The sequence below is a fragment of the Dermacoccus sp. BD5 genome (assembly GCF_044878485.1).
Taxonomy (GTDB): Bacteria; Actinomycetota; Actinomycetes; order Actinomycetales; family Dermatophilaceae; genus Dermacoccus; species Dermacoccus nishinomiyaensis.
On record NZ_JANJER010000017.1, the window covers coordinates 1 to 24,874 of the forward strand.

Genomic DNA, 24,874 nt, shown 5'->3' on the forward strand with positions numbered 1-24,874 from the left:
CGATGCCGAGCGAGGCTCCGACGGCGTCCATCGCGACGCGCTGTGAGCATGCTTCGGCGGCGCGCTTGTCGAGCACCATCCTGACGGCGTGCTCACGCAACTGCTGGTCGTACTTCTTGGGCATGGTCCGATTCTCCTTCAGATGAGTCGGAACCAAACCCAGGGCGCTTCAGATGGACCCGTTTGAGGACCAGATCCGCGCCGCTACGCAGCATATGGAGCCGCATCGTCGGATCGGCGAGCTTCTCAAGGCGTTCCACGCCGCCGACGTTGAGGCGCCCGCCCAGGTAGTCAGTGTCGTCGCATCGATGCATCAGTACCAGGACGACTGGCAACGGCGGATGCGGGAACTTCGCGTGCTCGGCTGGGACTATACGACGAGCAAGCGCAAGGAGAACGGGCGCATGATGAGCTACTACCGGCTCACCACGTTCACGGACTGGCCCGACGGCAACATCCGGGCGGAGATCGAACGCCTGAAGAAGGCGAAGAAGAACCCGGCCGGATGAGCTCTCTTAGCTGACGGCGCGGAGGCTGGTGCCGGTGCGCGTTGTACGAGACACGACAGCGCCCATCGCCTCGGCGATTGACTCTCCGATCGCCTTGGCCACAGGCGGCGGGAACGCATTTGCGATCTGGCGATACACCGACGTCTTGCGGCCGGAGAAGTGCCATTCCGAGTCGAAGCCCTGGATGCGTGCGGCCATGTCGTTCGTCAGCCGCGGCACGTAGTCCAGCGGTGCGTCCGGTGCAGGTGCCTCGTCAGCGATGCCCTTGCCGTCGACGCCGAGCTGCAGCCATGCCTGCTTCGCACGGGTGGGGCCGAGATCAGCGCCGCCGTGCTTCTTGGAACCGCCGACCAGCGTGGGCGCGATGTTGTTCGCGCGCTTGGCCCATTCGGCGGCGCCTTCCCAGCCGCGGGAGCCCATGAGGGGGGCGAGGACGCGGCCGACCGTGGGCGGGGTGCCGACCGCGCGGGGCCAAGTGAACTTGCGGAAGTTGCGGCGCTTCATCGCTACGAGAATGAACCGGGGCCGCAGCTGCGGGACGCCGAACTCGCTGGAGTTGAACAGCTGCCAGTCTGCGTCATAGCCCATCTCGTCGAGCGCGTCCAGGATGGACTGCCGGTACGGCGCGAAGCGCACGGAAGCGAGGCCCTTGACGTTCTCCAGCATGACAGCGGTCGGGCGTGCTTCACGGACGAGCCGGATGGCTTCCGGGAACAGGTCGCGCTCGTCGTCGGCGCCAAGCTGCTTGCCGGCGATGGAGAACGGCGGGCAGGGCACTCCCCCGGACAGCAGATCGATGCCTTTGTAGTCGCGGCCGTTGATGTCGCGGACGTCGCCCTCGTGCACGTCCCACTCTGGCCGGTTCAGGCGGAGCGTAGCCGCTGCATCGCGGTCGATCTCAACGGCAAGCGAGTGACCGAACCCGGCCATCTCCAGGCCAGACGACTGCCCTCCGGCACCTGCGCAGATCTCCAGGACACTCAGTTCGGGCGCACTCGTCATGCCTCTTATTCTCTCATTGAAACGGCCAGATCCCGGGACCCTCGGGCGGCGTGACGGATCATGTCACGGACCTCGGACATCCCCCGCCAGCGGGCTTGACGGGTATCGCACGGCGGTCATCCGGCCATGCCGAAGGCCCGCTCGAGATGCTCAGCCTTGGCGGGTTTCACGGCCTCGCTGCGCTGGATGTAGTGCTGCATCGTGATCCGCGGGTCGGTGGGCCCGAGGAGCTCGGTGGCGAGGAGCGCGCCCTGCGCGTCGTTGACGACGGTCGCGACCGTGCAGCGGAAGCGGTGCGGGGTGACGTTCTCGATCCCAGCCGCTTCCATCACGTCGCGCAGGAGCCGGCGGATGTTGTTCGTCGTGTGCGGAGTCCTGACTCGCGTGATGAACAGGAGGTCGCCCGCTTCGGTGTCGCCGCTACGCAGTAGGCGCGAGCGGATCGCCTGCAACGCGAACGACGGCAGTGCGACGCGGCGGACCGAGCGATCTGTCTTCGGATGATCCTGCCGGTGGGTCGGCTCACCCTTGCGGCTGATGATCGTCCCGGCGATCCGTGCCGTCGGGATCGGCCCGTCCAGGTCGAGATCCTGGAGGCGTATGGCGAGGACTTCGCCGATGCGGCGCGGAGGTGCCGAGCATGACCTCGACGATCCGCCCGAGCTGCCGATCCGGCCTCGGCCCCGCCAGCATCCGCCGCGACTCCCAGGCCTTGATCGCGGCGCGGATGTCCTGCACCTCGTCGATCGTGAACGCATCCGGGATGGTCTTCTTCCGGTGGAGCCGGGAGACATGGTGCATCGGGTTGCGAGGCAGGATCTCGTGGCGGACCGCGAGCGCGAGTGCGAGGCGGAGGACGACGCGGGCGTGCTTGGCACGGCTATAGCTGCATCTGGCGAGTTGCTTGAGGAAGTAGTCGCAGCGGGCGACCCCGATCTCCCGGAGGGTGAGGTCTTTGAATGCGGGAAGGACGAGGCACTGCGTGCGGCGTTCGATGACGCTGTGACGAACGGTGCGTTGGCGACCAACCCGCTGGTCAAAGTCAAGCGTCCTGCGGTCAAGAAGATCGAAGTCGTCAAGGCTCTGTCGGTTGAGCAAGCACAGCGACTCGTGAAGGCTGCGAACGCTCCCGCCAAGTTCCGACCCGTTGACGAAGTGCCCCGGTTCGGACGTGCCGTGCGTTTGCTCCTGTTGACGGGGCTTCGTCGGGGCGAGTTGTTGGCCCTCCGGTGGCAGGACATAGACCTCGACCGAGCCGAAGCGACGGTGCGAGGATCGCTGCAACGTCAGAACGGCGCACTCGTGGTCGCTCCCCCGAAGACGACGGGATCGAAGCGGACGATTGCCCTTTCTCCCTCTGCCGTGGCCCTGTTTAAGGATCACCGAACGGTGCAAGTGGCTGAACGGCTCAAGGCCGCGAACGTGTGGCACGACGGCGACTTCATCTTCACGACAGCCAACGGTGAACCGTGTGACCCCCGAAACCTCCTTCGAGCCGTCGAGAAGGCCGCTGAGTCAGCCAACTTGCCCGACTGTGAATCGCCCCGGGTTTGTTAGAGGCTCGTAAGTGCCGTCTCGGCGGGCGCCGGCACGGGGTTCTCATGATGGTAGACGTCCTCGAACTCGACCGGAGGGACCAGCCTGATCTCGCCGTGCACACGACGATGGTTGAACCAGTCGATGTACTCCGCGACCGCGATCTCCAGGTCCTCGATGGACTTGAATGGCCCCTTGTTCCGGATCAGCTCCGCCTTGAACAGCGAGTTGAACGCCTCCGCGAGGGCATTGTCATACGAGTCCCCCGTCGAGCCGACTGAGGCGACTGCGCCGGCCTCGGCCAGCCGCTGGGTGTATCGCACGGCGACGTACTGGACTCCTTTATCGCTGTGATGCCGTAGCCCGGCCACGTCTTGGCCTGCGCGCTGACGCGTCCAGAACGCCATCTCCAACGCGTCCAGGGCCAGGTCCGTGCGCAGCGACTTCGACAGCTGCCAGCCCAGCACCCGTCGGGAGAACACGTCGATGATGAACGCGGCGTACACCCATCCGCTGAAAGTGCGGCAGTAGGTGATGTCAGCGACCCACAGCTGGTTCGGAGCCGCCGCGGTGAAGTCTCGCTGGACCAGGTCTTGACGCTCATCCGGGCCGCGGCCTGGGACCGTGGTCCTCGGTCCCTTCGCGCGGCTGATCCCGCGCAGGCCTGCGGCTCGCATGAGCCGCTCCACCGTGCACCTGGCCACCTGCAGGCCCTCCCTCCGCAGTTGCGCGTGGACCTTCCGGGCCCCGTAGACCCCGTAGTTGGCCTCATGCACCCGCCGGATTTCCACGAGCACCTGCTCATCGCGCAGGCTGCGCACTTAAGGAGTGCGCGTCTTGGCCGCGTAGTACGTGCTCGGTGCGATCTGTGTGCCTGCCGCGGACAGCGTGGCGCAGATCGGCTCGACACCGAACTCGTGCTTGTGTTCGTCGATGTAGTCCACGATCAGCGCTGTGGGCGGTCGAGCTCCGCCGCGAAGAAAGCCGACGCCGAGCGCAGGATCGCGTTCGCCCGCCGTAGTTCACGGTTCTCCTTCTCCAGCTCGGCCACCCGGGCGGCTTCGCTGGTCGTGATTCCGGGGCGGTGGCCGTGGTCGATCTCGGCTTGGCGGACCCAGTTGCGCAGCGTCTCGGGATTGATCCCCAGCTGTTCTCCTACGCGGCGGAATGCTCCGGTCCTCGTGGCGGGGTCTTGACGGGCTTCCAGCGTCATCCGCGTGGCGCGTTCGCGGAGCTCGTCGGGGTACTTCCGTGGTGCGGGCATGCTCTGCATCCTTCCGTTGGATCAGAGCCTCCACCAGACCCGGAGCGATTCACTGGGTTGGGGGCCACACCCTGCGCCACACGTTCGCCACTCAGTCACTACTCAACGGCGTACCGCTGCGCGTGGTCTCCCGCTCGCTCGGGCACTCGTCTATCGCGATCACGGCTGACACGTACGGCCACCTGACCGACGACGCTGCGGCCTCCGCTGTGGCGAAGGTTGCCGAAGCCTTTGGGGTGTGACGCGGGGTCACTGAAACGCGATGGGGTCAAACGTGGGGTCAAACCTTGAAATTGGGTCAGAAACAGCGAGAGAGCCAGACCCGAATTTCTTCGAATCTGGCTCTCTCCCAATGATTTTCGCTGGTCGGGCTGACAGGATTTGAACCTGCGACCCCTTGACCCCCAGTCAAGTGCGCTACCAAACTGCGCCACAGCCCGCTGCGCCCGAGAGCGCAAGCCCCGAAGGGCGAATTGAACCATACCCCACACGGGGCCCGGGCGACCAATCGGCCGGCACTGCGACGTCTGGCTGTCGCCCGGAGATCGGGGCAGGCTCGGCCCCTGGATGACTGGCCGGCGTCAGAAGTCGAAGATGTCGCCGACGGCGTCACCGATCGAGCCGAAGACGTCGCCGAGACCGTCCGTCAGGCCGCCGAGGTCGAACAGCCCGTCGGCGCCCGAGAGCAGGTCGGCCATTCCGCCGATCGCCTCCGCGCCGAGGAAGACGAGGTCGTCGCCGTAGAACATCCAGAAGAACGGGTCAGAGGCGATGTCGCCCATGATGTTGCCGAAGCCCTCGAGCTGCGCCATCTTCGCAACCTCACCGATGACGCCCGCCCACCGGTCGGCAAGACCGAAGACCATGGCGTACGGCAGGTACCGGTTGAACAGGTCAGCCGCTTCCTCGAACTTGATCTGCTTGGCCTCGGCCGTCGCGATGTATTTCTTGAACCCGAGCGTCTGGATGCGCACTGCAGTGCCGTCGGCGGTGCGCGGCGAGCGCCCCATCCCCAGGAAACCCTTGCGGCGCGGGTCTCGCTCGTACCAGCCCCGATGAATCGTCTCGCGGTACATACCGTCGGCGATGTCGCGCAACGGCCCCCGCAACTGCGCCTTCATCTGCGGCAGCGTCACGTAACGGACGCCGGGCGGGAACAGGGCGTTGAGGAAGTCGGCCTCGACCTGCGTGATGACGTCGCCGCCAGGAAACTCGTTCTGGATGAACACCCAGTCACCCTGCGGCGCCTTGGCACCCCGCCTCGACGTCGGCGCCGGCGACGCTGCGGGCGCCGAACCGTCAGCGGGCTGCAGCTTCTCGATGCGGAACCAGCCGCGCAGCGACAGGTCGATCATCATCGCGCCGATGTCCTGCGAGTCGACCGACCCGTCGACGACGGTGCCCGCCATCGCCGCGCTCACGCCCTGCGGCGGATGGAACTGCACGGCCGGCTCACCCGACCACTCCTTCGCACCCTTGACGCGGCGCACCTCGCCCACGCCGTCCGCCGGGCGCATGCCGGGGGTGACGCCGACGTACTCGTAGTCGTGGTTCCAACCGAACACTGCTTCGTCTGCCTCTCACCGTGAATGGGATTCTCACCCGACGTGCGACGCCGGACGCCGATCATGGCAGGTAACGCACGAGTTACAAGCGCACTGCGCGCCGACGCGTGAGTCACTCGCCATCCTGGGGCAGGCGCCGCGCGACAGCGCACGCCCGCCCCTCGAAGGTAGGCCCCGCTCAGCGCTGCTTGCGCTTCTCGCGCACGCGCACGCTGATCTCGATCGGCGTCCCGTCGAAACCGAACTCCTCGCGCAGGCGACGCTCGATGAAGCGGCGGTACCCGGCCTCGATGAAGCCGCTGGCGAAGATGACGAAGCGCGGCGGGCGCGTCGAGGCCTGCGTCGCGAACAGGATGCGCGGCTGCTTTCCGCCGCGTACCGGGTGCGGATGCGCCGCGACGACCTCGCCGAGGAAGGCGTTGAGCCGGCCCGTCGGGATGCGCTGGTCCCACGAGTCGAGGGCGACCTCGATGGCGGGAACGAGACGGTCGGTGTGACGCCCCGTCTTCGCCGACAGGTTGACGCGCGGCGCCCACGGCACCTGGACGAGCTCGCGCTCGATCTCCTTCTCCAGGTAGTAGCGGCGCTCCTCGTCGAGTGTGTCCCACTTGTTGTACGCGATGACGAGCGCGCGGCCGGCGTCGATGACCTGCTGCACGACGCGCACGTCCTGTTCGGCGATGCTCTGCTCCGCGTCGATGAGGACGACGGCGACCTCTGCCTTCTCCAACGCCGTCTGCGTGCGCAGGGAGGCGTAGAAGTCGGCGCCGCGCGTCTGGTGCACGCGGCGTCGGATGCCGGCGGTGTCGACGAAACGCCAGGTCTTGCCGCCGAGTTCGATGTACTCATCGACCGGGTCACGCGTCGTGCCGGCGACGTTGTCGACGACGACGCGCTCCTCCCCTGCGAGCTTGTTGAGCAGCGACGACTTGCCGACGTTCGGACGCCCGAGCAGCGCCACGCGACGCGGGCCGCCACGCGGGTACGCGCCGGCGACAGCCGTCTTGTCGGGCAGCAGGTCGATGACGGCGTCGAGCGCGTCACCGGTGCCACGCCCGTGCAGCGACGAGACGGGGTACGGCTCACCGAGGCCGAGCGACCACAGCATGGCCGCGTCGGCCTCCGAACGGTTGTCGTCCACCTTGTTCGCGATGAGGACGACGGGTTTCTTCGAGCGGCGCAGCAGCTTGACGACGGCCTCGTCGGTGTCGGTGGCGCCGACCGTGGCGTCGACCACGAACATCACGGCGTCGGCGAGTTCGATCGCGACCTCGGCCTGTTCGGCGACGCGCAGGTGGATGCCGCTCGCGTCGACCTCCCACCCGCCGGTGTCGACGAGGGTGAACCGGCGTCCGACCCACTCGGCGTCGTACGCGACGCGGTCACGCGTCACACCCGGCACGTCCTCGACGACGGCCTCACGGCGCCCCAGGATGCGGTTGACGAGCGTCGACTTGCCGACGTTGGGACGACCGACGACTGCGACGACGGGCCGCAGGTCGGCCTCGCCGTAGCCGCTGTCCTCGTCGACCTCACCGGACAGCAGCGCACGGTCCTCGTCGCTCAGGTCGAAGTCCTCGAGCCCGACGCGCAGCGCCTGCTCGACCGACTCGTCCGGGGCGGGCGCATCGTGGCGCAGGTCGTCGTGCTCGGCTCGCTCGTCGCGCTCGTCGTGGGGGAAATACTGGTCGTCGCTCACGCGGATTACCTCAGATCGTGGAGTATCCCGCCGGATCCGGCGGGCTCGGAGGCTCTCCCCCGCCACGTGACGACGCGGCGGCTCGCGCCGTGACGTCGGGTGGAGAGGTCTCGTGTGACGCGCCCGAATGCGCGTCACACGTCCATTCTCGCGCATGGGCGCGATTTTTCAGAGTCGAGCGCTCGAGGCCAGCCACGCCCTCGCGACGAGCGCCCGGGGAGACGATCCGGCTCAACCCGCCACGTGGCCGGCGAGGCGGGCACGCAGTTCCTCCGTCGCGGCCGCCAGCCGAGCGCGACCTGTCGCGCCCGCCACCGCCTCGGCGTCACCGAGGCGGAACGCCGGCCCGAACGTCACCTGCAGACGACTGCGCAGCCGCGGCCAGCGTCCCCGCGTGCGCCCGGCCGTGCCGACGAGACGCACCGGCACGATCTGAGCATCCGCACCGAGCGCGAGGAACGCGGCGCCCTGGTGCACCGCCTGCACCGACCCGTCACCGCGCGTGCCCTCGGGGAACACGCCGACGACACCACCCGCCGCCAGGACGCCGCGCGCCGCCGTCATCGCCTCCCGGTCGGCGCTGCGCTGCGTGACGGGGATCTGCCCGAGCCGCGTCAGCAGCGTCCCGAGCGGGCCGACGAAGTACGCACGCTTGACGAGGAAGTGCGCCGGGCGCGGCACGAGCGACGCGGCCAGCGGGCCGTCGATGACGCCGATATGATTCGCGACCACGACGACGGGGCCGTCAACCGGCACGTTCTCGCGCCCGGTCACCTCGAGGCGGTACAGCGCACCGAACAGGCCCTCGACGGCGGGACGCAATCGGCGCATGAGCCCCTCGCACGCGGACGGATCGCGCGGCGTCGAATCACGCGACGCGGCAGCCTCGACGTCACGACGCGGGAACATCAGCCGCGCGCCCGTTCGACGAGCGTCAGGACCGCCTCGACGGACTGCTGGAACGTCAGGTCGCTGGTGTCGAGCGTGACGACCCCGTCCGCAGCGCTCATGAACGACGAGACGGTCGAGTCGGCCTTGTCGCGGTCGACGATCTGCGTCCGCGTCGCCGCGATGGCGGCGTCGTCCGCGCCGCCGTGCAGCTCCTTCGAGCGGCGGGCGAGCCGTGCGGCCTCGCTCGCGACCATGAGGATGCGCACGTCCGCGTCGGGCGCGACGACCGTCGTGATGTCGCGCCCCTCAGCGACGACGCCACCCTGGTCCGCGGCGATCTGCGCCATCAGCTCACGCTGACGCTGCTGCAGCTTCGGGCGCACCTGCAAGTTGGTCGCGACCTTCGAGACGACCTCGGCGATGCGCGTCGTGCGGATGTCCGCGTCGATGCGCGTACCCCCCATGCTGATCGACGGCGCGCTCGGGTCAGTGCCCATCTCGAGCGGCATCGCGGTGACGGCGTCCGCGACGACGCCCAGGTCGTCGAGGTCGATGCCCCGATCGAGGCAATACCAGGTGAGCGCGCGATACATCGCGCCCGTGTCGAGGTAGCCGATGCCAAGGTGCGCCGCCACCTTCTTGCTCACACTCGACTTGCCCGAACCCGAGGGCCCGTCGATCGCTACCCGGATGCCGTTCGCCACGCTCGTCATGAACGCAGATTCTAGGCGGTCTCGACGAGGTGGGCGGCCCACCCCCGCGCGCTGAGCGCGCTGACGAGGGTCTGAGCGCGCAGCGGCACGACGCTGAGCTCGAGCAGACCGGCGGCGACGGCGTCGTCGTGCTCGAGGCGCATGTCCTCGACGCTGATGCCGGTCTCCCCCACGTCCGTGAACACGCGACCGAGCGCACCCGGCTCGTCGGGGATGACGACGGCGACGCTCGCGTACGCCTGCGCCGGCGCGCCGTGCTTGCCCGGGATGCGCGCACGACCCTCCTGGCCACCAGCGATCGTCTGCGCGAGCACGGCCCGGGGGCCGGGGGTGGCAATCGCATCGCGGATACCGACGGCATCCTGTGTCACGGGGGTGGCCGGTGGAGTGACGGCAACCGACGTGCTGCCTACGACCGCCACATCGGCCAGGCCACGCGTACCGCCCGATGCATCGCCCCCGGACGTGATGACCGACAGGGCGTGGATGACATCGTCGAGCGAGGCGCGCACCCCTTCGAGCAACGGCAGCACTGCAGCCGCGTTGCCGGCGAGGATCTGCGTCCACAGCATCGGGTCGCTCGCCGCGATGCGCGTGACGTCGCGGACACCCTGCCCGCTGAGAGCGACGGCGTCGTCGGGCAGCTCACGCAGCTGCGCGGCGACGAGGCTCGCGGCGACCTGCGGCACGTGCGAGACGGCGGCGACGGCCTCGTCGTGCGCGGCAGGGCTCATCGTGACGACGTGTGCCCCGCAGACCTGCGCGACGGCTGTCACGTCGGCGACGCGGGCGTCGTCCGCGCCGTCAGGGCAGATGACCCAGGTGCGCCCCTCGAACAGGTCGGAGCGCGCCGCGACCGCGCCGCTGCGCTCACGACCGGCCATCGGATGCCCCGGCACGAAACGGCACCGCTCGGCGCCGCAGCGTCGTGCCACCCCTTCGACGACGACGTTCTTCACGCTCGTCACATCCGTCACGGTGGCGTCCGGCCACGCCGTGAGCTCCGCGGCGACGACGTCGACGACCACGTCAGGCGGCGCGGCGACGACGACGAGGTCGGGCGCCTCATCCTGGGCGTGCGCGACGCGGCCGGCGCCCATGTCGGAGGCGAGCGCCGCCGCCGTCGGCGAGGTGTCGGCGAGGGTGACGTCGACGCCTCGCGCCTGCAGCGCGAGCGCCAGCGACGTGCCGAGCAGGCCGGTGCCGACGACGCGCACGCGCTGCGGCAGTGTCACAGACCGGCAGCCTTGTACAGGCCGGCGACCTCGCGCTTGTTGAGCGGCCGCATCTTGCCGGGGCGCAGATCACCGACCTTCACGGGCCCGACCTGCGGGCGCGCGAGCGCGATGACGGGGTGACCGACCTCCTCGAACATGCGACGCACGATGCGGTTGCGGCCCTCGTGCAGCACGATCTCGACCAGGGCCATGCCCGGCTGAGAGTCGACGACCTTGAACGAGTCGACGGCGGCCGGGCCGTCCTCGAGCTCGATGCCCTCGCGCATCCGCTTGCCGAGGTCGCGCGGCACCGGGCCGGGGATCGTCGCGAGGTAGACCTTCTCGACGCCGTAGCGCGGGTGCTGCAGGCGGTTGGCGAGGTTGCCGTCATTCGTCAGCAGCAGCAGACCCTCGGTGTCGTAGTCGAGTCGGCCGACGTGGAACAGGCGCTCGGTGCGCCCCTCGAGGTACTCACCGACGCACGGGCGACCCTCTTCGTCCTGCATCGTCGACACGACACCCGTGGGCTTGTTGAAGGCGAGGTAGACGAGCGTGTCGTCGAGCTGGATGCGGTCGCCGTCGACGTGGATGACGGCGCTCTCGGGGTCGATGCGCGTGCCCAGTTCGGTGACGACCTGGCCGTCGACCTCGACTCGACCCTCGGCGATGAGGTTCTCGCAGTGGCGTCGCGAACCGACGCCGGCCTGCGCGAGCACCTTCTGCAGACGCGTGCCCTCCTCGACGTGCACGTCGCGCGTCGCGGCCTTCGGTGCACGCTCTCGCGGCGGGGCGACCGGCTGGCCGCCCTTCGTCGTGCCGATGCCGAGGACGTCGGCCTCGTAACGGCTGACGCCGCCGCCGGAGCCGCGGTTGACGCGGCTGCTTCGGTTGTCGCGCTGACCCTGACGGGGTTTCCTGGAGTTCATCCGTGTCCTTGTTCCACTAGTTCGTCGATGATGGCGGCGTCCGGCAGGTAGGGCGCCAGCGGGGGAAGCTCGTCCAGCGAGCCGAGCCCGAGCCGCTCGAGAAAGGTTGGGGTAGTGCCGTAGAGCGTCGCGCCCGTCTCGGGGTCGTCGCCGACCTCCGTGACGAGCCCACGCGTGAGCAGGGTGCGGGTCACGCCGTCGACGTTGACGCCGCGGATGGCGCCGACGCGCGAACGCGAGATCGGCTGCCGGTAGGCGATGACGGCGAGCGTCTCGAGTGCCGCCTGCGTCAGCTTGGCCTGCTGCCCGCCCCGCAGGAACGTCTCGACGGCATCCGCGTAGGCCGGCCGCGAGTACATGCGCCACGTGCCGTCGACCTCGCGCAGGGTGAACCCCCGCTGCTGGGCGCGGTATTCCACCTCGAGGCCCTCGAGGTTGGCGCGCACCTCGCTCTCGCCGACGCCGAAGGCCGCGGCGAGATCGGCCACCGAGACGGGCTCGTCGACGACCATCAGCACCGCTTCGAGCGTCGATCGCAAGCCGCCGGGCAGGTGGTGCACGACGACCGGCTCGCGGGCGCCCCGCGCCGGTGGTTGCGCCGTCGTATCGTGCGTCGTCATGCGTTCACCTCCTCCTGCTCCGGGCCGTCGTCGGCGCGGGTCGTTCGTCTCGTGTCCCCACCCATGAGTCGTCGCAGCGCGGCGAAGTGTGAGGTCGCTCGTGTCATTGTCTCAGGACGCAGCGTCATCGCTCGCGCCCACGCCGCCCGAGCCCGGCTCGGCGTCGTACTCGTCGGAGACGAGGATGCGCGCATCGGGCGCCGCGACCCAGCGCACGGTGAGCGGCCGCAGGTGCTCGGCCTGCTCGAACGCGATCGCGGCCTCCTTGAACAGTTCGAGGATGGCGAGGAAACGCCCGACGACGACGAGGTTGTGCTCCGCGTCCGCGACGAGCTGCGCGAACGTCAGCTCACCACCGCGTCGCAGCTTGCTCGTCACGATGCGCGCCTGCTCACGCACGCTGACTTGCACGGCGTGCAGGTGGTCGACGTCGACGCTCGGCGGCGCCTTGGGCGTCAGCGCCCGCGCGGCGACGGCCGCGAGCTGCTCGGGCGTCACCGTCATGACGAGCTCAGGCAGTAGCCCCGAGAAGCGTTCCTCCAACCCGGCCTGACGTGCGACGAGACGCCCGTCGCTCTCCATCCGATCGGCCAGGAACTGCGCCATGTCCTTGAACGCCCGGTACTGCAGCAGCCGGGCGAACAGCAGGTCGCGCGCTTCGATGAGCTCGAAGTCCTCCTCGTCGGAGCCGCCGAGGTTCGGCAACAGCCGCGCTGCCTTGATGTCGAGCAGCGTCGCGGCGATGAGGAGGAACTCGGTCGCCTGCGACAGATCCCACTCGTCACTCGCCTCGCGGGCCGCCCTGATGTGCGCGATGAACTCGTCCGTCACCTGCGACAACGAGATCTGCGTGACGTCGAGACGATGCTTCGCGATGAGGCCCAGCATCAGGTCGAACGGTCCGTCGAACACCTCGCCCAGGTGGACGTGGAACGGCGTCGCCGCCGCACGCCGCGTCAGGACGCCGCCGGGTGCGCTCGCCGTCGACGCTGCCGTCGGCCCAGAGGTCGTGACCGCCACTGCCGATGCGGGCGCGTCGCCGACGGGCTCGGCCTCGGTCGCCGTCATCGGCGTGCGGCTCAGGGAGCCCCGCCGCGCGAGATGAGCTCGCGCGCGAGCTGGCGGTACGACTCCGCGGCACCGTGCCCGGAGGCGTACTGCGTGATCGGCTCGGCCGCAAGCGTCGCGTCGGGGAACTTGACGGTCCGCGAGATGACGGTGTGGAACACCTTGTCGCCGAAGTGGTCGACGACGGAGCGGACGACGTCGCGGCTGTGCAGGGTGCGCCCGTCGTACATCGTCGCGAGGATGCCGTCGATCTCCAGGCGCGGGTTGAGCCGATCCTGCACCTTCTCGATCGTCTCGACGAGCAGCGCTACGCCGCGCATCGCGAAGAATTCGGCCTCGAGCGGGATGACGACGCCGTGCGACGCCGTCAGCGCGTTGACGGTCAGCAGACCGAGCGACGGCTGGCAGTCGATGAGGATGACGTCGTACTCGTCCGCGACGCTGCGCAGGACGCGCGCGAGCACCATCTCGCGGGCGACCTCACCGACGAGCTGCACCTCCGCGGCCGACAGGTCGATGTTGGCGGGCAGCACATCGAGGTTGTGCACCCGCGTCGTCTGGATGACGTCGTGCGCGTCGTGGCCGCGCTCGACGAGCAGGTTGTAGATCGTCACGTCGAGATCCTGCGAGCGCACGCCGAGGCCGACGGACAAGGCTCCCTGCGGGTCGAAGTCGACGAGCAGGACGCGGCGGCCGTATTCGGCCAGGGCGGCGCCCAGGTTGATCGTCGACGTCGTCTTGCCGACGCCGCCCTTCTGGTTGCACATCGAGATGATGCGCGCGGGGCCGTGCGACTCGAGAGGTCGAGGCGTCGGGAAGCCGGGCAGGGGTCGACCGGTTGGACCCCACTGGCCCGTCGCGTCGATTCCCGGCAAACGGTCAAGTCGAACGTTAGAGTTCGTCGACTTCTGTGAACTCTCGGAAGTCACTCGAAAGCCTCCACTGATAGTTGAGCGTTTGGCATCACGCCAATCAGCACCAGATTAGCGCCCCGGGTGCGGCAACGCCCAAACCGTCGCCCGTCGACCGTCAGCGGGCGCGCGGATGCGCCGCCGCGAACGTCTCGCGCAACTGCTGCACCGACACCATCGTGTAGATCTGCGTCGTCGTCACCGAGGCATGGCCGAGAAGCTCTTGCACGACGCGCACGTCGGCGCCGCCTTCGAGCAGGTGCGTCGCATAGGAATGCCGCAGCGTGTGCGGCGAGATCTCGCCGTCGAGCCCGGCCACCTCGGCCGCGCGACGCACGAGCCCGAACACGCTCTGCCGGCTCAACCTGCCGCCGCGCTGATTGAGGAACACGGCAGCCCCGGCCTTGCCCTTCGCCGCAAGAGCAGGCCGCTCACGCGTCAAGTAGGAGCCGAGCGCGTCGGCGGCGTAGCGCCCGAGCGGGACGATGCGCTCCTTGCTGCCCTTGCCGAACAGTCGCAGCGAACGCGACATCAGGTCGACGTCGTCGACGTCGAGCCCGACGACCTCACTCACGCGCGCACCGACCCCGTAGAGCACCTCGAGCAGCGCACGATCCCGGAGTGAACCGGCGTCCTCGCCATCGCCGGCAGCCGCGAGCAAACGTTCGACGTCAGCTAGAGGGATAGCCTTCGGGAGTTTGCGGGGCAACCTCGGCGGCGCGACGTCCGTCGCCGCGTCGGGCGCGTCCGTCTCAAGCGAAACGAACGCATGGAGGCGGCGGACGGCGACGAGCGCGCGTGCCGCGGAACTGGCCGCCAGCGGCGGATGGCCCTGGCCGCCCTCACGCAGCGATCGCAGGAACGCCTCGACGCGCGCCTCCTCGACCCCGTCGAGCGAGGTGACGCCGGAGGCGGCGAGGTAGCCGAGGTAACGCGTGACGTCACGTCGATATGCCGCGAGCGTGTGCGGCGAGAGGCCCCGCTCGACGCGCAGGTGATGCAGCCACTGCGTCATCACCTGCGCCAGTTCGAGCGAGGGCTCCAGGGCGCTCACGACGCCGGTGACGCCTCGGCGACCTCGAGTCGCACCTGCTCGTCGGCCGCGGGGAGCACCCAGCTCGTCGCGTCCGCATCGAACTGCTCACCGCTGCGGATGTCCTTGATCTGGTCGCCGGTCTCCCCCGCGCCCGGGAACCAGACGTACGGGATGCCGCGACGGTCGGCGAACTGGATCTGCTTGCCGAACTTGGCGGCCTTCGGCGACACGAGCGTCGGGATGCCGCGCTCACGCAGTGCCGCCGCGATCCGCATCGACTCGGCGCGTGAGGTCTCGTCGTTGACGGCGACGAGCACGGCCGTCGGCGTCGGACGGCTCGTGCGCAGGCCGCCGTCACCGATGAGCTTCGCGAGCAGGCGCGAGACACCGATCGACAGGCCGACGCCAGGGTAGGTCCTCTTGCCGTCACTCGCGAGCGAGTCGTAGCGCCCGCCGGAGCAGATCGAGCCGTAGCCCTCCTCGCCGACGAGCTGCGTCTCGTAGACCGTGCCGGTGTAGTAGTCGAGGCCGCGTGCGATCTTCAGCTCCGCGACGAGCAGGCCGGGTGCGTGCTCGGCGGCCGTCTCGACCACGACGCGTAGCTGCTCGAGGCCCTCCTCCAGCGTCGGGTGTTCGACGCCCAGTGCGCGCACCTGCTCGACGAAGGACGTATCGGGCGTCGAGATCGCCGCGAGGGCGAGGATCTTGTCGGCGGCGGCGTCTTCGACGCCTTCGGCGACGAGCAGCTCCCTGACCTTGGCCGGGCCGATCTTGTCGAGCTTGTCGACGATGCGCAGCGTGCCGACGATGTCGTCGATGCCGAGCCCGCGGTAGAAGCCCTCGGGGATCTTGCGGTTGTTGACCTGGATGCGGAACTCACCGATCGGCAGCCGCTTGAACACGTCCGCGATGACGAGCGGCAGCTCGACCTCGTAGTGGAACGGCAGCTCCCCCACGTCGACGATGTCGATGTCGGCCTGGACGAACTCGCGGTAACGCCCCGCCTGCGGGCGCTCGCCGCGCCAGACCGGCTGGATCTGGTATCGGCGGAACGGGAACGTCAGCTTGCCCGCGTTCTCGATGACGTAGCGGCTGAACGGCACGGTGAGGTCGAAGTGCAGGCCGAGGCCCGGCTCGGCCTTGTCGGCCTCGTCCGCAGCGAGGCGGCTGACGGCGTAGATCTCCTTGTCCGCGTCACCGCCCTTGCCCGTGAGGCGCTCGACGGGCTCGACCGCGCGCGTGTTGATCGGCTCGAAACCGTGCAACTCGAACACCTCACGGATGATGTCGAGCACCAGCTGCTCGGTGTAACGCTGCGCCGGCAGCCATTCGAGGAAGCCGGAGATGGGGGTCGGTTTGCTCATGCGCCAGATCCTTGGAGTGCTTGCAGGTACGGGTTGCTCACGCGCTCGCGCGCCATCGTGCTGGCCGGGCCGTGCCCGGGAAGGATGAGGGACGAATCAGGCAGCGGTAGCACCTTCGTGCGCAGGCTCTGCTGCATCGCCGCGTCGCTGCCGCCCTCGAGGTCGGTGCGTCCGATCGAGCCGGCGAACAGGACGTCCCCGGTGATGACGCTCTGGTTCACCGTCGCGGCGACGGCGTCGTCGAGCCCGTCGGGCACCTCGTCGACGGTGAACATGACGGAGCCCTCGGTGTGCCCCGGCGCGTGGGTGACGCCGAACGTCAGCCCCGCGAGTTCGAGGGGTTCGCCCTCGTGGATGGAGACGACCTTCTCGGGCTCGCGCCACGTCGCGCTCTTGCCGAACGACTGCTCGAGCATGCCGCGCAGCTGCGGGCCGAGCTGGTCATAGGGGTTGACGAGGCGGTAGCGATCGTCGGCGTGGATGTGCGCGGCGATCCGCCCACCGCACACCGGCGTCACGGAGAAGGTGTGGTCGAGATGGCCGTGCGTCAGCAGCACCGCCGTGGGCTTGAGATCGAGTTCGCCGAGGACCTCGAACAGCTGGTCGGTGACGCCGATTCCCGGGTCGACGACGACGCACTCGCTGCCGCGTTCACGGGCGAAGACGTAGCAGTTCGTACCCATCGCGGCTGCGGGGAAAGAGACGGTCAACACGTGCCCCAGCCTATCGGGCGCGCGCACGGGCCGTCCGACCCGAGGAACGCCGGGCCGCTGCGGGCACGCGGACGACCTCCTCCCCCTAGACTGATGACGTTGCTGTCCGGTCCGCGCGTACCCGCGGGTCGGCTACGTCGAGAAAAAGGTCATGACCGTGTCCGAGGACTCCACCATCCCCACACCCGCGTCCGTGAAGCCGAGCGTCGTGCCGAAGCCCCCGAGCGCGGCATCCAAGGCGCCGACCCCGGCCGCACCGACGTCGCCGTCGGTTCCTGCGGGCACCCCGGCAGCCGCCGCGACCGAGGCGAGCGCACCGGCCACGCAGGCGGCGCCCGCGCCGTCGGCCGCGGTGGAGACGCCGTCGAATTCGAACGCCGCCTCGTTCGGGCGCGTCGACGAGGACGGCACGGTGTACGTACGCACGCCCGACGGTGAGAAGGCCGTCGGCTCCTACCCCGGCAAGAGCGCCGATGAGGCCCTCGCCTACTTCGCGCGCAAGTACGACGAACTGCGCGCCGCGGCCGCCTTGCTGCTGCAGCGCGTGACGCAGACCGACATCAGCGCCCACGACGCCGGCGAGTCGCTCAAGACGCTGCGCAAGCAGGTCGCCGAGACGAACGCCGTCGGCGACCTGCCCGCGCTCGACAGCATCATCGAAGACATCGCGACGGCGCTACGCGTCAAGCAGCAGGTGGAGGGTGAGGCCCGCGCCGAGGCGAAGAAGGAGGCCCTCGTCCACCGCGAGCAGCTCGTCGCCGAGGCCGAGCAGATCGCCGCACAGGATCCCGAGAAGGTGCAGTGGAAGAAGAGCACGACGCGCATGCGCGAACTGCTCGACGAGTGGAAGAACCACCAGAAGAACGGTGCACGTCTCGACCGTGACGTCGAGTCGGCGCTGTGGCAGCGTTTCTCCGCTGCTCGCAACGGGTTCGACAAGACGCGTCGCACGCACTTCAGCCAGCTCGACGAGCAACACGGCGCGGCGAAGAAGGAGAAGGAGCGTCTCGTCGCCGAGGCCGAGAAGCTCGCCACCTCGAACGACTGGGGGCCCACGGCGTCGGCGTTCAAGCGCCTCATGAGCGAGTGGCGTCAGGCCGGGCGCGCGTCGCGTTCCGACGACGACGCGCTGTGGCAGCGCTTCAAGAAGGCGCAGGATGCGTTCTTCGCGGCGAAGGATGAGGTCGTCGCCGAGGAGAACAAGGTGTTCGAGGCCAACGCCAAGGTCAAGGAGGAGCTGCTGGCCGAGGGCCAGAAGATCCTGCCGGTCAAGGACCTGGGTGCCGCGAAGGCCCAGCTGCGCGCGCTACAGGAGAAGTGGGACGCCGCGGGCAAGGTTCCGCGCAAGGACATGGACCGCATCGAAAAGGGTATGCGCCGCATCGAGAACGGCGTCCGTGACGCCGAGCAGGCGCAGTGGAAGAAGTCCGACCCCGAGGTGAGCGCGCGCGCCAACTCGATGGTCACCCAGCTCGAGAACGCCGTCGCGTCGCTGCGCAGTGACGTCGAGGCCGCCGAGGCCGCGGGCAACTCTAACAAGGCCGCGAAGCTGCGTCAGGAGCTCGAGGCGAAGCAGTCGTGGCTCGAGCAGGTGCGCTCGACCGCCAACGAGCTGGAGGGCTGAGAGGCATCATGAGTTTCGGATCCGGACGTTTCACGACGGATTCGGCCGCCGAAGGGTTGGTCGCGTACCTGCGCACCAGCCCTTCGCCGTTCCACGCGGTCGCATCCTCTCTGTCGATGCTCGTCGAGGCGGGCTTCACGCCCCTCGACGAGCGTGACGCCTGGCCGAGCGAGCCGGGACGTTACGTCACGACGCGCGGCGGGTCGCTCGTCGCGTGGTCGACGGAGCGCGTGCTCACTCGGCCGTTCGACGGCTCTGGTGGTGGCGCTGATGACGGTGACGCCGGCGGCGAGCGCGGCGCGGTCGCGTTCCGAGTCGTCGGTGCACACACCGACTCCCCCAACCTGCGCATCAAACCGCGCCCCGACCACGAGCGCGTCGGCTGGCAGCTGCTCGGCGTCGAACCGTACGGCGGGCTGCTGCTCAACTCGTGGCTCGATCGCGACCTCGGGCTGTCGGGGCGCGTCGCGGTACGCGAGGCCGACGGTAGCGTCGGTGAACGGCTGTTCGCCGTCGACGAGCCGCTGCTGCGCGTCTCGCAGCTCGCGATCCACCTCGACCGCTCGACCAACGACGCTCTGACGCTCAACAAGCAGCTGCACATGGAACCGTCGTGGGCGCTGTCGCAGGCACCACTGTTCGTCGAGTGGCTCGCCGAGCAGGTTCGCGTCGAACCGGTCGACGTGCTGAGCTGGGACGCGATGACGCACGACGTGCAGCCGGCCGCGCGCACCGGGTTGCACCGCGAGTTCGTCGCGGGCGCCCGGATGGACAACCTCGCGACGAGCTACGCCGCGACGCAGGCACTCATCGACGCCGTCGAGCGCCCGGCACCCGAGGGTGAGGTGCCGCTCGTGCCGCTCATCGCGCTGTTCGACCACGAGGAGATCGGCTCGATGTCGGAGCGCGGCGCGTTCTCGAACCTGCTGCCGACGATCTTCGAACGCATCATCTCGACGCTCGGCGGCGGGCGTGACGACGTGCACCGCGCGATGGCGCGCACCGTCATCGCCTCGGGCGACATGGCGCACGCGACGCACCCGAATTACGCCGATCGTCACGAACCTGCGCACCACATCGCGATGAACGGCGGGCCGGTGCTGAAGATCAACACGAACCTGCGCTACGCGACGGATTCGGTCGGCGCCGCCCACTTCGCCGCCGCGTGTCGGGAGGCGGGCGTGCCGGTGCAGGAGTTCGTCGTGCGCTCTGACCTGCCGTGCGGCTCGACCGTCGGGCCGATGACGGCGGCGCTCACCGGCGCGACGACCGTCGACTTCGGCGCCCCGACACTGTCGATGCACTCGGCGCGCGAACTCGTCGGCGCCGCCGACCAGGCGATGTACGGCGCGGCCCTCGCAGCGTTCCTCGCTCCGGGGCGTGACTGACGGGTCGGCGCCTGGCGCGCACGGCCGCTGAGGTTGCACAAAGGTCCCCAGCTCGAGCCACATCGCCCGAGAACGCGTCAACCGTGACCCGTTCTCGGGCGATGTTCGTGCGGTGACGCCGTACACCGCCGTGAGGTCAACCCTGGGCGGCGTGCTCGTTCAGCCCGGCGAAGATGCCGCACAAGCGCGCGGCGCGCTCGCTCGTGAAGACGTCCTCGAGCCGGATCGGCTCACCGTCGGGGCCGGACAGCGGCACACGCCAGTTCGGGTACTCGTCGGCCGTGCCGGGCTGGTTCTGCACGCGCACGTCGCCGACGGCGTCGACGAGCGCGACGTTGAGCATCCGTGACGGCGTCGTGACGAGGAACGCGTGCAGTGCCTCGACGACCTGTTCGTTCGGCGCGTCGGCGTCATCGAGCAGGCCCTGAGCGACGAGAAACTCGCGCCACCGCCGGCGGTCCGCCTCGTCTCGCGCCAACTCGTCCTCGAGCGAGCCGTCGAGCAGCCCCAGCTCGTGACGCAGCCGCACGTGCGCGGCGTCGAGATAGCCGGCCGTCGGCGGCAGGTCATGCGTCGTCACCGACGCGAGGCACTTCTCGCGCCAATCCTCGGGTGGCAGCGGACGCTGCGCATCCCAGTCCTGTTCGAACCACAGGATCGACGTGCCGTACACGCCGCGCTCGGCGAGGAACGTCTGCACCCACGCCTCGAGCGTGCCCAGATCCTCCCCGACGACGAGCGCACCCGCGCGCTGCGCCTCGAGGACGAGGATGCCGATCATCGCCTCGTGGTCGTACGTCACGTACGTGCCGTCCTTCGGCGTCATGCTCTCCGGCACCCACCACAGGCGGAACAGCCCGAGAATGTGGTCGATGCGCACCCCACCGGCGTGGCGCAGGACGGTGCCGACGATCTCGCGGAAAGGCGCGTAAGCCGTCTCGGCGAGACGATCCGGGCGCAGCGGTGGCTGCCCCCAGTCCTGCCCGAGCTGGGTGAACTGATCAGGCGGAGCGCCGACGTGGATGCCCGCCGCGAACGCGTCCTGCATGGCCCAGGCGTCCGCGCCCGCGGGGTTGACGCCGACGGCGAGGTCGTGGACGACGCCGAGCGCCATGCCCGCGGCGACGGCGTCCGACTGCACGCCGCGCAGCTGCTCGTCGAGGCACCACTGCAACCAGCGGTGGAAGTCGACCTCGTCGGCGTGCTCGGCGCCGAACCGCGCGACGGCGGGCGCTGTCGCGTCCTGATAATCGTGCGGCCAGGTTCGCCAGTCGGGCCCGAAGGTGCGGAACAGCACGCACCATGTCGCGAAACGGGTGAGCTGCTCGCCGCCGGCGCGGCAGTAGGCGTCGAACGTGGCCTGACGCCCCGGCGTGCGCCCGATCTGCCACAGGACTCGCAACGCCTGCTCCTTCGCCCCCCACGCAGCGTCGCGGTCGATGCGGTCGACGTCGTCGAGGCGCGCGTGGACATCGCGCGCCAGATCGTCGATGCCCCCGCGGACGTCGGCGGCCGCGCTCGCGTACTCCTCGACGTGCTCGACCCGCAGGTAGAGCGGGTTGACGAAGCGACGCGACGTCGGCAGGTACGGCGACGGCTCCATCGGCGCGCTCGGTTGTGCCGCGTGCAGCGGATTGACGAGGACGTAGTCGGCGCCGTGCTCGGCCGCCGACCACACGGCGAGGTCGCGCAGATCGACCAGGTCGCCCACGCCCCATGACCCCTTCGAACGCACCGAATACAGCTGCGTCGCCAGGCCCCACACGCGCTTGTCGCGCATCGTCGCCGGCACCTCGAGCACCCGCGGGGTGACGACGAGGCTTGCGCGCGCACCCGCGGCCCTCGTGTCGTGCCCGTCGCCGGCCTCGGTGGACGGGTGATCGTCGCCGTCGACGCGCATGTCGTCACTGTCGCCGTCGCCCGCGGCAAGGCCAACAGGCGACACGGTGACGGTGTGGTACCCCAGCGGCAGGTCGCCGTCCACGCGCGCGACGTGCCGTTCGACGACGCGTCCGTCGACCTCGCGGGTCTCCTGCGCGCGCGACGACACCGTCACCGAGACATGCGCCCCGACCTCGGTGACGACGTGCACGGCCACCTGGTCGCCCTCAGCGACGTGCACCGGGAACTCGACATCGTCGCCCTCGCGCACGACGACGCACGGCGGCACGACGCGGCGCCACGCTGCGTCACGACGGGCCTGCAACGCCGAGCGCACGGCGTCGGGCGTCGAAGCGTCGACGTCGAGCGCCGCCAGGACGGCGACGAGCGTGTCAGCCGCGACGCTGACGCGGGCCTTCTTCCAGTCCTCGTACTCGGTCGTGATGCCGTACGCCTCGGCGAGTTCGACGAGGTCAGGCGTGGCTGCGGAGTCGGTCACGGCGGGCGTCCGTTCGTGCGGGGGCAGGTCGCCGTCAGCCTATCGCTGGGCGCCGACACACCGTAGGCACCGTCAGCGGCTGCGGTTCACTCGTCCTCGTCGGCCGCCGGCGACGCGGCGGGCTTCACCTGCTCCGGCGTCGTGCGATGGTCGGCGCGCGCGCCGGTGCCGGTGATGCGGTAGACGTCGAACACGCCACTGACCTTGCGCACCGCGCGCATGACGTGGTCGAGGTGGCTCGCATCGCCCATCTCGAACGTGAACTTGCTGATGGCGACGCGGTTGGCCTGCGTCGAAAGGTTCGCCGACAGGATGTTGACGTGCTGGTCGCTTAGCGCGCGCGTGATGTCGGAGAGCAACCCGCTGCGATCGAGCGCCTCGACCTGCAGCTGCACGAGGAACACGCTCGCCTGCCCGGGCGCCCACGCGACGTCGATGAGCCGCTCGGGCTGGCGACGCAGGTTCTCGATGTTCGTGCAGTCCTCGCGGTGCACGGACACGCCCGAGCCCGTCGTGACGAACCCGACGATGTCGTCGCCCGGCACCGGTGTGCAGCAGCGCGCGAGCTTGACCCACACGTCGTCGGTGCCGACGACGGTGACGCCCGGATCGCCCGCACGTGAGCGCGGCGCGGTGCGCGGCGTCGTCGCCTCCGCCAGGTCCTCCGTGGCTGCTTCCTCACCGCCGTGCGCCTTGACGAGGGCACGCATGACGGCTTCGGTCGAGACGTGCCCGTCACCGATCGCGGCGTACAGGGCGTCGATGTCGGCGTGGTTCATCCGCGTCGCGACCTCGGTCAACGACTCGTGCGACATGAGGCGCTGCAGGGGCAGACCCTGCTTGCGCAGTGTCTTCGCGAGGGAATCCTTTCCCTTCTCGATGGCCTCCTCGCGGCGCTCCTTCGTGAACCACTGCTTGATCTTGCTCTTGGCACGCGGCGACTTGACGAACGTCAGCCAGTCGCGGCTCGGCCCGGCGCCGTCCGCCTTCGAGGTGAGCACCTCGACCGAATCACCCGTGACGAGCGTCGTCTCGAGTGGCGCGAGACGACCGTTGACGCGCGCGCCGATGCAGTGGTGGCCGACCTCGGTGTGTACGGCGTACGCGAAGTCGACGGGCGTCGACCCGGACGGCAACCCGATGACGCCGCCCTTCGGCGTGAAGACGTAGATCTCGCGGCTGCCGACCTCGAAGCGCAACGACTCGAGGAACTCGCCCGGATCCTCCGTCTCGCGCTGCCACTCGAGCAGCTGACGCAGCCACGCCATGTCGTTCGTGCCCGTCGCCGGCGAGGCGCTGACGGTGCCGTCGGCGCTCGTCGCGCCCTTCTTCGCGTCGTCCTTGTACTTCCAGTGCGCGGCGACGCCGTACTCGGCGCGACGGTGCATGTCGTAGGTGCGGATCTGGATCTCGACGGGTTTGCCGCCGGGGCCGATGACCGTCGTGTGCAACGACTGGTACATGTTGAACTTCGGCATCGCGATGTAGTCCTTGAACCGCCCCTGGATGGGCGTCCACCGCGTGTGCAGCGTGCCGAGCACGGCGTAGCAGTCGCGCACCGACTCGACGAGGACGCGCACGGCGACGAGGTCGTAGATGTCCTCGAAGTCGCGGCCGCGCACGATCATCTTCTGGTACACGGAGTAGTAGTGCTTGGGCCGGCCCGTCACCTCACCGGCGATGCGCGCGGCCCGTAGATCGGCCGACACCTGCTCCTTGACGGTGCGCAGGTACGACTCGCGCGCCGGTGAGCGGTCGGCGACGAGGCGGACGATCTCGTCGTAGACCTTGGGATAGAGCGTCGCGAACGACAGATCCTCCAGCTCCCACTTGATCGTGTTCATGCCGAGCCGGTGCGCGAGCGGCGCGTAGATCTCGAGCGTCTCCGTCGCCTTGCGCTGGGCGGACTCGGCGGAGACGTACCGCCACGTGCGCGCGTTGTGCAGGCGGTCGGCGAGCTTGATGACGAGCACGCGGATGTCCTGCGCCATCGCGACGACCATCTTGCGCACCGTCTCAGCCTGCGCGGCGTCGCCGTATGTCACCTTGTCGAGCTTCGTCACACCGTCGACGAGACGCGCGATCTCGGGCCCGAAGTCGTCGGTGAGCTGCTCCAGCGAGTAGTCGGTGTCCTCGACCGTGTCGTGCAGGAGGGCCGCGGCGAGCGTCGGCGGCGTCATGCCGAGCTCGGCGAGGATGGTCGCGACGGCGAGCGGGTGGGTGATGTACGGGTCGCCGCTCTTGCGCACCTGATGACGGTGGCAGCGCTCCGCCACCTCGTAGGCGCGCTCGATCAGCGCGGTGTCGGCCTTCGGGTGCGTCTCACGCACCGTGCGCAGCAGCGGGTCGAGCACGCGGTTCAAGCCCGGACGCGGGCCCCCGAAGCGGACGAGACGGGCGCGCACGCGCGAGGTCGCGTTGGAACCGGACTGCTCAGCCATGCGCCGA

Annotated in this window: 21 protein-coding genes, 1 tRNA gene, 1 pseudogene and 1 other annotated feature; of the genes and pseudogenes, 5 read left to right on the plus strand and 18 right to left on the minus strand. The window is 69.4% G+C overall.

Annotated features, from left to right (window positions below; all coding sequences use genetic code 11):
• Positions 1-173: 173 nt before the first annotated feature.
• Positions 174-509 (plus strand): hypothetical protein, encoded by a 336-nt coding sequence (locus NQ706_RS11685; protein ID WP_200874255.1) that lies wholly within the window; start codon positions 174-176, stop codon positions 507-509.
• 6 nt (positions 510-515) lie between these two features.
• Here the strand turns inward: NQ706_RS11685 and NQ706_RS11690 are convergent, their stop codons facing one another.
• Entirely contained in the window at positions 516-1,511 is a 996-nt protein-coding gene (locus tag NQ706_RS11690) for a DNA cytosine methyltransferase (protein WP_038567981.1), read from the minus strand.
• Positions 1,512-1,627: 116 nt separating this feature from the next.
• A complete protein-coding gene (locus tag NQ706_RS11695) occupies positions 1,628-2,305 on the minus strand; it encodes a tyrosine-type recombinase/integrase (RefSeq protein WP_235182028.1) in 678 nt (225 codons plus the stop codon).
• Between the two features lie 28 nt (positions 2,306-2,333).
• On the opposite strand from NQ706_RS11695, the gene xerC reads away from it, so the two are divergent.
• Positions 2,334-3,068, plus strand: coding sequence for a tyrosine recombinase XerC (gene xerC, locus NQ706_RS11700; RefSeq protein ID WP_404360966.1), 735 nt, complete (start codon positions 2,334-2,336; stop codon positions 3,066-3,068).
• Here the strand turns inward: xerC and NQ706_RS11705 are convergent.
• Positions 3,065-4,311: pseudogene (locus NQ706_RS11705) on the minus strand (IS3 family transposase). The gene xerC and the pseudogene NQ706_RS11705 sit on opposite strands and share 4 nt — an antisense overlap.
• Positions 3,905-4,033: a sequence feature (AL1L pseudoknot), on the minus strand. Its footprint overlaps the pseudogene before it by 129 nt.
• Between NQ706_RS11705 and NQ706_RS11710 the strand changes: the two are divergent.
• Complete coding sequence (locus tag NQ706_RS11710; protein ID WP_081873807.1) at positions 4,215-4,553, plus strand: tyrosine-type recombinase/integrase; 339 nt, start codon at positions 4,215-4,217, stop codon at positions 4,551-4,553. The pseudogene NQ706_RS11705 and the gene NQ706_RS11710 overlap by 97 nt on opposite strands.
• Before the next feature lie 121 nt (positions 4,554-4,674).
• Here NQ706_RS11710 and NQ706_RS11715 read toward each other — a convergent pair.
• The 13 genes from NQ706_RS11715 to NQ706_RS11775 all read right to left on the minus strand — a co-directional run bounded on the left by NQ706_RS11715 (position 4,675) and on the right by NQ706_RS11775 (position 17,034).
• Positions 4,675-4,751, minus strand: a tRNA-Pro gene (locus NQ706_RS11715).
• A gap of 141 nt (positions 4,752-4,892) precedes the next feature.
• Positions 4,893-5,876 carry a DUF2207 family protein gene (locus NQ706_RS11720; protein ID WP_038567980.1) on the minus strand — a complete coding sequence of 328 codons (984 nt, stop codon included), beginning with the start codon at positions 5,874-5,876 and terminating at the stop codon, positions 4,893-4,895.
• A gap of 178 nt (positions 5,877-6,054) precedes the next feature.
• Positions 6,055-7,515: a ribosome biogenesis GTPase Der gene (gene der, locus NQ706_RS11725; RefSeq protein WP_038570816.1), complete on the minus strand. Its 1,461-nt coding sequence runs from the start codon at positions 7,513-7,515 to the stop codon at positions 6,055-6,057.
• Positions 7,516-7,806: 291 nt separating this feature from the next.
• Entirely contained in the window at positions 7,807-8,484 is a 678-nt protein-coding gene (locus tag NQ706_RS11730) for a lysophospholipid acyltransferase family protein (protein WP_051805846.1), read from the minus strand.
• On the minus strand, positions 8,484-9,179 hold the full coding sequence (cmk, locus tag NQ706_RS11735; protein ID WP_006943343.1) for a (d)CMP kinase: 696 nt from the start codon (positions 9,177-9,179) through the stop codon (positions 8,484-8,486). Before cmk ends, NQ706_RS11730 begins: the two co-directional genes overlap by 1 nt.
• 11 nt (positions 9,180-9,190) lie before the next feature.
• Positions 9,191-10,414: a prephenate dehydrogenase gene (locus NQ706_RS11740; protein ID WP_006943337.1), complete on the minus strand. Its 1,224-nt coding sequence runs from the start codon at positions 10,412-10,414 to the stop codon at positions 9,191-9,193.
• On the minus strand, positions 10,411-11,322 hold the full coding sequence (locus tag NQ706_RS11745; protein WP_038567977.1) for a pseudouridine synthase: 912 nt from the start codon (positions 11,320-11,322) through the stop codon (positions 10,411-10,413). Before NQ706_RS11745 ends, NQ706_RS11740 begins: the two co-directional genes overlap by 4 nt.
• Positions 11,319-11,942, minus strand: coding sequence for an SMC-Scp complex subunit ScpB (scpB, locus tag NQ706_RS11750; protein WP_038567975.1), 624 nt, complete (start codon positions 11,940-11,942; stop codon positions 11,319-11,321). The genes NQ706_RS11745 and scpB overlap by 4 nt, the downstream gene beginning before the upstream one ends.
• 111 nt (positions 11,943-12,053) lie before the next feature.
• Positions 12,054-13,010 (minus strand): ScpA family protein, encoded by a 957-nt coding sequence (locus NQ706_RS11755; RefSeq protein WP_038567974.1) that lies wholly within the window; start codon positions 13,008-13,010, stop codon positions 12,054-12,056.
• An 11-nt stretch (positions 13,011-13,021) separates the two neighbouring features.
• On the minus strand, positions 13,022-13,885 hold the full coding sequence (locus NQ706_RS11760) for a ParA family protein (RefSeq protein WP_207623213.1): 864 nt from the start codon (positions 13,883-13,885) through the stop codon (positions 13,022-13,024).
• A gap of 154 nt (positions 13,886-14,039) precedes the next feature.
• Positions 14,040-14,975: a tyrosine recombinase gene (locus tag NQ706_RS11765; RefSeq protein WP_404360970.1), complete on the minus strand. Its 936-nt coding sequence runs from the start codon at positions 14,973-14,975 to the stop codon at positions 14,040-14,042.
• The gene (hisS, locus tag NQ706_RS11770) at positions 14,972-16,321 is read right to left on the minus strand and encodes a histidine--tRNA ligase (protein ID WP_038567972.1); all 1,350 of its coding nucleotides are present in this window, start codon (positions 16,319-16,321) and stop codon (positions 14,972-14,974) included. The genes NQ706_RS11765 and hisS overlap by 4 nt, the downstream gene beginning before the upstream one ends.
• On the minus strand, positions 16,318-17,034 hold the full coding sequence (locus tag NQ706_RS11775; protein ID WP_038567970.1) for an MBL fold metallo-hydrolase: 717 nt from the start codon (positions 17,032-17,034) through the stop codon (positions 16,318-16,320). The genes hisS and NQ706_RS11775 overlap by 4 nt, the downstream gene beginning before the upstream one ends.
• A 157-nt stretch (positions 17,035-17,191) precedes the next feature.
• Between NQ706_RS11775 and NQ706_RS11780 the strand changes: the two genes are divergently transcribed.
• Positions 17,192-18,658, plus strand: coding sequence for a DUF349 domain-containing protein (locus NQ706_RS11780; RefSeq protein WP_404360973.1), 1,467 nt, complete (start codon positions 17,192-17,194; stop codon positions 18,656-18,658).
• A gap of 8 nt (positions 18,659-18,666) precedes the next feature.
• Complete coding sequence (locus NQ706_RS11785; RefSeq protein ID WP_038567963.1) at positions 18,667-20,046, plus strand: M18 family aminopeptidase; 1,380 nt, start codon at positions 18,667-18,669, stop codon at positions 20,044-20,046.
• A 136-nt stretch (positions 20,047-20,182) separates the two neighbouring features.
• Here the strand turns inward: NQ706_RS11785 and malQ are convergent, their stop codons facing one another.
• Positions 20,183-22,426, minus strand: a complete 2,244-nt coding sequence (gene malQ / locus NQ706_RS11790; protein ID WP_038567961.1) for a 4-alpha-glucanotransferase — start codon at positions 22,424-22,426, stop codon at positions 20,183-20,185.
• A gap of 86 nt (positions 22,427-22,512) precedes the next feature.
• Positions 22,513-24,867 carry a bifunctional (p)ppGpp synthetase/guanosine-3',5'-bis(diphosphate) 3'-pyrophosphohydrolase gene (locus NQ706_RS11795; RefSeq protein ID WP_038567959.1) on the minus strand — a complete coding sequence of 785 codons (2,355 nt, stop codon included), beginning with the start codon at positions 24,865-24,867 and terminating at the stop codon, positions 22,513-22,515.
• Positions 24,868-24,874: the final 7 nt, after the last annotated feature.

What these genes read in the sequence shown, in the direction of transcription:
- NQ706_RS11685 (WP_200874255.1), top strand. Translation starts at nt 174, where the DNA reads ATGGACCCGTTTGAGGACCAGATCCGCGCCGCTACGCAGCATATGGAG.
- NQ706_RS11690 (WP_038567981.1), bottom strand. Translation starts at nt 1,511, where the DNA reads ATGACGAGTGCGCCCGAACTGAGTGTCCTGGAGATCTGCGCAGGTGCC.
- NQ706_RS11695 (WP_235182028.1), bottom strand. Translation starts at nt 2,305, where the DNA reads ATGTCTCCCGGCTCCACCGGAAGAAGACCATCCCGGATGCGTTCACGA.
- NQ706_RS11710 (WP_081873807.1), top strand. Translation starts at nt 4,215, where the DNA reads ATGCTCCGGTCCTCGTGGCGGGGTCTTGACGGGCTTCCAGCGTCATCC.
- NQ706_RS11730 (WP_051805846.1), bottom strand. Translation starts at nt 8,484, where the DNA reads ATGTTCCCGCGTCGTGACGTCGAGGCTGCCGCGTCGCGTGATTCGACG.
- cmk (WP_006943343.1), bottom strand. Translation starts at nt 9,179, where the DNA reads ATGACGAGCGTGGCGAACGGCATCCGGGTAGCGATCGACGGGCCCTCG.
- NQ706_RS11745 (WP_038567977.1), bottom strand. Translation starts at nt 11,322, where the DNA reads ATGAACTCCAGGAAACCCCGTCAGGGTCAGCGCGACAACCGAAGCAGC.
- scpB (WP_038567975.1), bottom strand. Translation starts at nt 11,942, where the DNA reads ATGACGACGCACGATACGACGGCGCAACCACCGGCGCGGGGCGCCCGC.
- NQ706_RS11755 (WP_038567974.1), bottom strand. Translation starts at nt 13,010, where the DNA reads ATGACGGCGACCGAGGCCGAGCCCGTCGGCGACGCGCCCGCATCGGCA.
- hisS (WP_038567972.1), bottom strand. Translation starts at nt 16,321, where the DNA reads ATGAGCAAACCGACCCCCATCTCCGGCTTCCTCGAATGGCTGCCGGCG.
- NQ706_RS11785 (WP_038567963.1), top strand. Translation starts at nt 18,667, where the DNA reads ATGAGTTTCGGATCCGGACGTTTCACGACGGATTCGGCCGCCGAAGGG.
- NQ706_RS11795 (WP_038567959.1), bottom strand. Translation starts at nt 24,867, where the DNA reads ATGGCTGAGCAGTCCGGTTCCAACGCGACCTCGCGCGTGCGCGCCCGT.